Annotated in this window: 5 protein-coding genes; all 5 read right to left on the minus strand. The window is 71.1% G+C overall.

What is annotated here, in order from left to right:
- Window positions 1-34 precede the first annotated feature (34 nt).
- Window positions 35-991, minus strand: a complete 957-nt coding sequence (locus AOK15_RS30960) for an alpha/beta fold hydrolase (RefSeq protein ID WP_055521649.1) — start codon at window positions 989-991, stop codon at window positions 35-37.
- Window positions 988-1467, minus strand: a complete 480-nt coding sequence (locus tag AOK15_RS30965) for a phage holin family protein (protein WP_055521650.1) — start codon at window positions 1465-1467, stop codon at window positions 988-990. The genes AOK15_RS30960 and AOK15_RS30965 overlap by 4 nt, the downstream gene beginning before the upstream one ends.
- Before the next feature lie 112 nt (window positions 1468-1579).
- Window positions 1580-2983, minus strand: coding sequence for a Na+/H+ antiporter NhaA (gene nhaA / locus AOK15_RS30970; RefSeq protein WP_055521651.1), 1404 nt, complete (start codon window positions 2981-2983; stop codon window positions 1580-1582).
- A 211-nt stretch (window positions 2984-3194) separates the two neighbouring features.
- Window positions 3195-5150 carry an acetate--CoA ligase gene (gene acs / locus AOK15_RS30975; RefSeq protein ID WP_055521652.1) on the minus strand — a complete coding sequence of 652 codons (1956 nt, stop codon included), beginning with the start codon at window positions 5148-5150 and terminating at the stop codon, window positions 3195-3197.
- Between the two features lie 170 nt (window positions 5151-5320).
- On the minus strand, window positions 5321-7013 hold a 1693-nt coding region (locus tag AOK15_RS30980), incomplete at its 5' end, for a carbonic anhydrase (RefSeq protein WP_055521653.1).

Below are 7013 nucleotides of genomic sequence, written 5' to 3' on the forward strand. Positions count from 1 at the left end.
GCCGGGACCCCGTCAGCGGTCGGCCGGGACCCCGTCAGCGGTCGGGTTCGGGGTCCTTCAGCCAGTTGATGAGTTCCGACGAGAACGCCACCGGGTCCTCCTCGTGCGGGAAGTGCCCGAGCCCGTCGAACAGCCGCCAGCGGTAGGGGGCTTCGACGTACTCGCCGGAGCCCGCCGCGCTGCGCGTGCGCATCACCGGGTCGAGTGACCCGTGCAGATGGAGCGTCGGCACGCGCACCGGCCGCTTCATGCGCCGGTTGAACTGGATGCCGTCGGGGCGGGCGAGGGAGCGCACCATCCACCGGTACGGCTCGATCGAGCAGTGTGCCGTCGACGGGATGCAGATCGCCCGCCGGTACGCCTCCACGGCCTCGTCGTCGGGCAGCCGCGGCCCCGACCACTCCCGGATCAGCCGGCCCACCAGGGCGCCGTCGTCCGCGGTCAGCTGCCGCTCGGGGATCCAGGGCCGCTGGAAGCCCCAGATGTAGGACCCGGCGGCGGTCTGCTTGACGTCCGACAGCATCGCCGAGCGCCAGCGTCTCGGGTGCGGCATCGAGGAGACCGCGAGCCGCCGCACGAGCTTGGGACGCATCACGGCGGCCGTCCACGCCAGATAACCGCCGAGGTCGTGCCCGACCAGCGCGGCGTCGGGCTCACCGAGTGACCGGATGACGCCCGTGATGTCCAGGGCGAGGTTGGCCGGGTCGTAGCCGCGGGGCGTTCGGTCGCTGCCGCCGACGCCGCGCAGGTCCATGGCGACAGCGCGGAACCCGGCGTCGGCGAGCGCGACCAGCTGGTGCCGCCAGGTCCACCAGAACTGGGGGAAGCCGTGCAGCAGCATCACCAGCGGTCCGTCGCCGACTTCGGCGATGTGGAAGCGGGCGCCGTTGGCGGCGACGTCCCGGTGGATCACCTCTTTCGCGCCGGGCACGTCGAGTCGTACGACCGAGGCGGGCAGGCCGGAGGCGGCTGAGGTGGCGGGGTCCGTCATGAGGTCGAGCGTGCCACAGCCTCGACACCGCCGTCGGTCCGGGCGGGCCGGCGGGGGTGCGGTTTGGCGTTCTGGAGCACTCCGGCGGTCTGCTTCATGGACGCGGCGACCTTCTGCGGGCCCTGCCCCTTCTTGGCCTTCTTCGAGAAGGCGACACCGATGAGCGCCAGGACGACGGCGACCACCACGTTCGCCGCGAACGACAGCAGGAAGCAGATCGCCAGGTTCCAGTCGCTCCAGGTGCGGATGCCGTACGCCAGTGCGAAGCTGAGCATCGGCAGGGAGAAGATCAGCACCGCGCCGGCTGCCGTGAACGCCCCACCGCCGACCAGACCGCGCTTGACGTCCTGCCTGAGCTGGGCCTTCGCCAGCGCGATCTCGTCGTGCACCAGTGCGGACATCTCGGCCGTCGCCGAGGCGAACAGCTGGCCGACACTGCGTTCGGCACCGACCGGGCTGCCGTCGGGTGCGCTCATCGGGGTCTCCCTCATCTGCGTCCGGAAGCGCCCCCGCCCCGTACGGGCCTCGACTGAAAGGCCGCGTCGTACGGTGCCGGGGGCGCCCTGCGTTTTGTACGGTCCTGTCAGATCATGCCGGACCGTCGTCCCCGTCGCTTGCCCCGCCCGCCACTTCGGCAAGCCTGCGGTGCTCGGCGGCCTTGCGCTCGTAGATCTCGGCCATGCGCAGGTGGTACGCCGGGTCGTCCTGTTCATAGATGTCGGGGATGCCGTCGAGGTCCTCGTCGCGGTGCTCCTCCGCCCACAGCGCCTGGTACTTCGCGTTGCGCAGCTTCAACAGGACGGTCGCCAGGAGCGCCGCGATGAGCGACCCCGTGAGCACGGCAGCCTTGACGCCGTCGGTGAGCGCCGGGTCGCCCTCGAAGGCGAGTTCACCGATGAGCAGCGACACGGTGAAGCCGATCCCGGCGAGGGCGGAGACGGCCAGGACATCCGGCCAGACCAGGTTCTCGGAGAGGGAGGCACGGGTGAAGCGGGCGGTCAGCCAGGTCCCGCCGAAGATCCCGACCGCCTTGCCGACGACCAGCCCGAGCATCACACCGAGCGTCTCCGGCTGGGTGAACACCTTCCCCAGCGCCCCACCCGACACGGTGACACCCGCACTGAACAGGGCGAACAGTGGCACGGCCAGCCCCGCCGAGAGGGGGCGCACGAGGTGCTCGACGCGCTCGCCGGGGGAGTGCTCCTCCCCCTCGTTCCGGGTGCAGCGCAGCATCAGGCCCATCGCGACACCGGCGATGGTGGCGTGGACGCCGCTGTTGTACATCAGCCCCCAGACGACGACGGCGAGCGGAACGTACACGTACCACCCGCGCACCCCCTTCCTGAGCAGCAGCCAGAAGAGGGCGAGGCCCGCGAAGGCGCCGCCGAGCGCGGCGAAGTCGAGGCCGTCGGTGAAGAAGATCGCGATGATCAGGATCGCGAAGAGGTCGTCGACGACGGCGAGCGTGAGCAGGAACGCGCGCAGCGCGGACGGCAGCGAGGTCCCGATGACGGCCAGCACGGCGAGCGCGAACGCGATGTCGGTGGCCGTGGGCACGGCCCAGCCGGCGAGCGATCCGCCGCCGCCGACGTTGGTGAGGGTGTAGACGAGCGCCGGTACGGCCATGCCGCACAGGGCGGCGACCACGGGCAGTACGGCCGCCTTGGGGTCCCGGAGGTCACCCGCGACGAGCTCGCGCTTGAGTTCGATGCCGGCGACGAAGAAGAAGATCGCGAGGAGTCCGTCGGCGGCCCAGTGGGCGACGGAGAGGTTCAGGCCGAGGGCCTCGGGCCCGAAGTGGAAGTCGCTGACGCTCTCGTAACTGCTGTGCAGGGCGGGGACGTTCGCCCAGATCAGCGCGGTGACGGCGGCGAGGAGCAGCAGCACACCGCCGACGGTCTCCGTGCGCAGCGCGTCCGCCACGAAGGTCCGCTCGGGCAGGGAGAGCCGGTCGAGGACCTTCCGGGCGGGGGTGGGGCGGGATGCGGCCACGGCGGGGACCTCCGGTCGAGGGCAGGACAAAACGCTCGCCGACCAGACTTCCCGGCACACCTGATTGTTTAGTCTACCTAAGGGCACGGCTGGGGGCACCTGGTGGGTGGATCACCGGGTGCCCCTCGGGACGTGTCTCATCGTCGGCCCTCGACGGGGCGGCGGCCACCCGGCCACCGCCCCGGGCGGGTTCAGCCCTGAGAACGCGATCTCAGTCCTCGCTGGGCGCCGCCGGCAGCTTGGTCTGGATGAGGTCCATGACCGTGGAGTCCGTGAGCGTGGTGACGTCACCGAGCTGACGGTTCTCCGCCACGTCGCGCAGCAGGCGCCGCATGATCTTGCCGGAGCGGGTCTTCGGCAGCTCCGCCACCGGCAGGATCCGCTTGGGCTTGGCGATCGGGCCGAGGGTCGCGCCGACGTGGTCGCGCAGTTCGCCGACGAGGGTCTCGGTCTCGGCCGCCGTGCCACGCAGGATGACGAAGGCGACGATGGCCTGCCCGGTGGTCTCGTCGGCGGCGCCGACCACGGCCGCCTCCGCGACGGACGGGTGGGAGACGAGCGCGGACTCCACCTCGGTGGTGGAGATGTTGTGGCCGGAGACCAGCATGACGTCGTCGACGCGGCCGAGGAGCCAGATGTCCCCGTCGTCGTCCTTCTTCGCCCCGTCCCCGGCGAAGTACTTGCCCTCGAACCGCGACCAGTACGTGTCGAGGAATCGCTGGTCGTCGCCCCAGATGGTGCGCAGCATCGACGGCCACGGCTCGGTGAGCACCAGATAGCCGCCACCGCCGTTGGGCACCTCGTTCGCCTCGTCGTCGACGACGGTCGCGGCGATGCCCGGCAGCGGCCGCTGCGCGGAGCCCGGCTTGGTCTCGGTGACGCCCGGCAGCGGGGAGATCATCATCGCGCCGGTCTCGGTCTGCCACCAGGTGTCCACGATGGGCGTCCGGTCCGCACCGATGTGCTTGCGGTACCAGATCCACGCCTCGGGGTTGATCGGCTCGCCCACCGAACCCAGCACACGCAGGCTGCCGAGGTCGAACTTGGCGGGGATGTCGTCGCCCCACTTCATGAACGTACGGATGGCCGTGGGCGCCGTGTACAGGATGGTCACGCCGTACTTCTGCACGATCTCCCAGAAGCGGCCCTGGTGCGGGGTGTCGGGCGTGCCCTCGTACATGACCTGGCTCGCGCCGTTGGCCAGCGGTCCGTAGACGATGTACGAGTGGCCGGTGACCCAGCCGACGTCGGCCGTGCACCAGTACACGTCCGTCTCGGGCTTGAGGTCGAAGACGGCGTGATGCGTGTACGCCGTCTGGGTGAGGTAGCCACCCGAGGTGTGCAGGATGCCCTTCGGCTTACCGGTGGTGCCCGAGGTGTACAGGATGAACAGCGGGTGCTCGGCCCCGAACGCCTGCGGGGTGTGCTCGGCGGACTGCCGGTCGACGATGTCGTGCCACCACACGTCGCGGCCGTCGGTCCAGGCGACGTCCTGGCCGGTGCGGCGGACGACGAGGACGTGCTCGATGGTGCCCGCCTTGGCGACCGCGTCGTCCACGGCCGGCTTGAGCGCGGAGGGCTTGCCGCGCCGGTAGCCGCCGTCGGAGGTGATGACGACCTTGGCGTCGGCGTCCTGGATGCGGGTCGCGAGCGCGTCCGCGGAGAAGCCGCCGAAGACGACGGAGTGCGCGGCACCGATGCGGGCGCACGCGAGCATCGCCACGGCGGTCTCCGGGATCATCGGCATGTAGACGGCGACCCGGTCGCCGGCCTGGACGCCCAGCTCCAGCAGGGCGTTCGCCGCCTTGCTCACCTCGTCCTTGAGCTCGGCGTAGGTGATGGCCCGGCTGTCCCCGGGCTCGCCCTCGAAGTGGATGGCGACCCGGTCGCCGTGGCCGGCCTCGACATGGCGGTCGACGCAGTTGTACGCGACGTTGAGCTCGCCGTCCTTGAACCACTTGGCGAACGGCGGGTTCGACCAGTCCAGGGTCTCGGTCGGCTCCTTGGCCCAGGTCAGCCGCCGGGCCTGAGCCGCCCAGAAACCGAGCCTGTCAGCCTTGGCCTGTTCGTACGCCTCTGCCGTGACGTTGGCGTTCGCCGCCAGGTCACCGGGCGGCGCGAAGCGTCGCTCCTCCTTCAAGAGGTTGGCCAGGCTTTCGTTGCTCACGACATCTCCCTTGCGGTGCTTTGCCGGGGCGACCGTTGTGTCCCAGGCCACAGCTCATCAGACCCGAACCCCCCATGACAAGGGCCTTCCCAGGATTGGTTTAGACCTGTGGGCGGGTGGCCCCACGCACATGGGGCCACCCGTTGTCACGGACCGGCGGGAGAAACGGTTCAGACGCGCGTGTCGTGCAGAGCCGTCCCCTTCGGCCCGGCCTCTCCCGTCGTTCCGGCCACTCGGTCGAAGACGCCGCTGTCCGGGGCGTCCTCCGTGAGCAGGTAGGCCTGGGCCTCGCCCACGTGGAAGTACATCCCGTGCAGTTCGAGGGTGCCTTCGCGCAGGGCGCGCTCGACGCACTCGTGCGCCCGCAGATGGGTCAACTGCTGGATGACGTTGGTCAGGCACAGTTGCTCGACCGCGTCGGCAGGCTCCCGTCCGGCGATACGCGCCCAGGGCCGGTTCTTGTCGGTGGCGCGTTCCAGGCTGGGCAGGCCGTGCCGCAGCCATCGCCCGAGCGGGGTCCGGGAGCCACGGGCGTCGGTGGTGAGCAGGGCCTGCATCGCACCGCAGCCGGAGTGCCCGCAGACGGTGATGGACCGCACCTTCAGCACCTCCACCGCGTACTCGATGGCCGCCGCCACCGAGTCGTCGGCGCTCTCCTCGCCCTGCATGGGCACCAGATTGCCGACATTGCGTACGACGAAGAGGTCGCCGGGCCCGCTGGACGTGATCATCGAGGTGACGAGCCGGGAGTCGGCGCAGGTGAGGAAGAGCTGCGAGGGCTGTTGGCCCTCCCGCGCGAGCCGCGCCAGCTCACGGCGTACCAGGGGAGCGGTGTTGGTCTGGAACGCGCTGATGCCGCGGGCCAGTTGATGGCTGCTCGGCCCTTCTGCCGGCTCCTCGGCAGGGCTGCCGGCGGGGGTGGGTGCCGGGGCCGCGCACTGGTGGTTGCGCCATGCCGTCCAGGGCCGGCAGCGGCAGTCGGCCGCGGAGGTGCCCGCGGGTTCGGCGATACGGGTCCCGGCGCGTCCGGTGATCTCCACGGAACCACCGCGCGCGAGGTGGGCGTGCTGCCAGTCCTGGAGGGACTCGTACGCCGCGTGGTCCATGAACGACCCGTCCAGCTCCACCACCGTCTCGGCACCCTGCGGTACCTGGTGCAGGGCACGGCTGAGGCGGGGCACGGCGAGGAACGTCAACTGACCCCGGACATGGACGTGATGGACCCCGTCCTTCTGCTCGTGGGTGATACGGGTGCGGGTGAGGCGGTGCAGGGCGACGCCGACGGCCACGGCGATGCCGAGCGCGACGCCTTCCAGTACCCCGAGGAGGACGACCCCGAGGGTCGTGACCGCGTAGACGAGCACCTCTCGGTGGCGGGTGACCGTGCGGATGTGGTGCAGGGACACCATCTGGAGCCCGACGGCCATCACCAGCGCGGCGAGCGACGCGAGGGGGATCAACTCCAGGGCGGGGACCAGGAACAGCGCGGCCGCCACCACCCAGACGCCGTGCAGCATCGTGGAGTTCCGGCTGACGGCGCCGGCGCGGACGTTGGCCGTGCTGCGGACGGCGACGCCCGCGATGGGCAGGCCCCCGAGGGCTCCGGAGACGACGTTGGCCGCGCCCTGGCCGCGCAGCTCGCGGTCGAGGTCCGAGCGCCGTACGTCGGTCCGGCCCGCCGCCAGCTTGTCCATGGCGACGGCACCGAGCAGCGACTGCACGCTGCACACCAGGGTCGTGGTGAGGACGGCGGCGACCAGGCCGAGCACGGGGCCCTCGGGCAGCCCGGCCAGGGCGTGGCTGCGCCAGGACGGCAGTTCGACCTTGGGCAGGCTGAGCCCGGCGAGCACGGCGGCCGCCGTG

The organism is Streptomyces ossamyceticus (genome assembly GCF_001418475.1).
Classification (GTDB): Bacteria; Actinomycetota; Actinomycetes; order Streptomycetales; family Streptomycetaceae; genus Streptomyces; species Streptomyces ossamyceticus.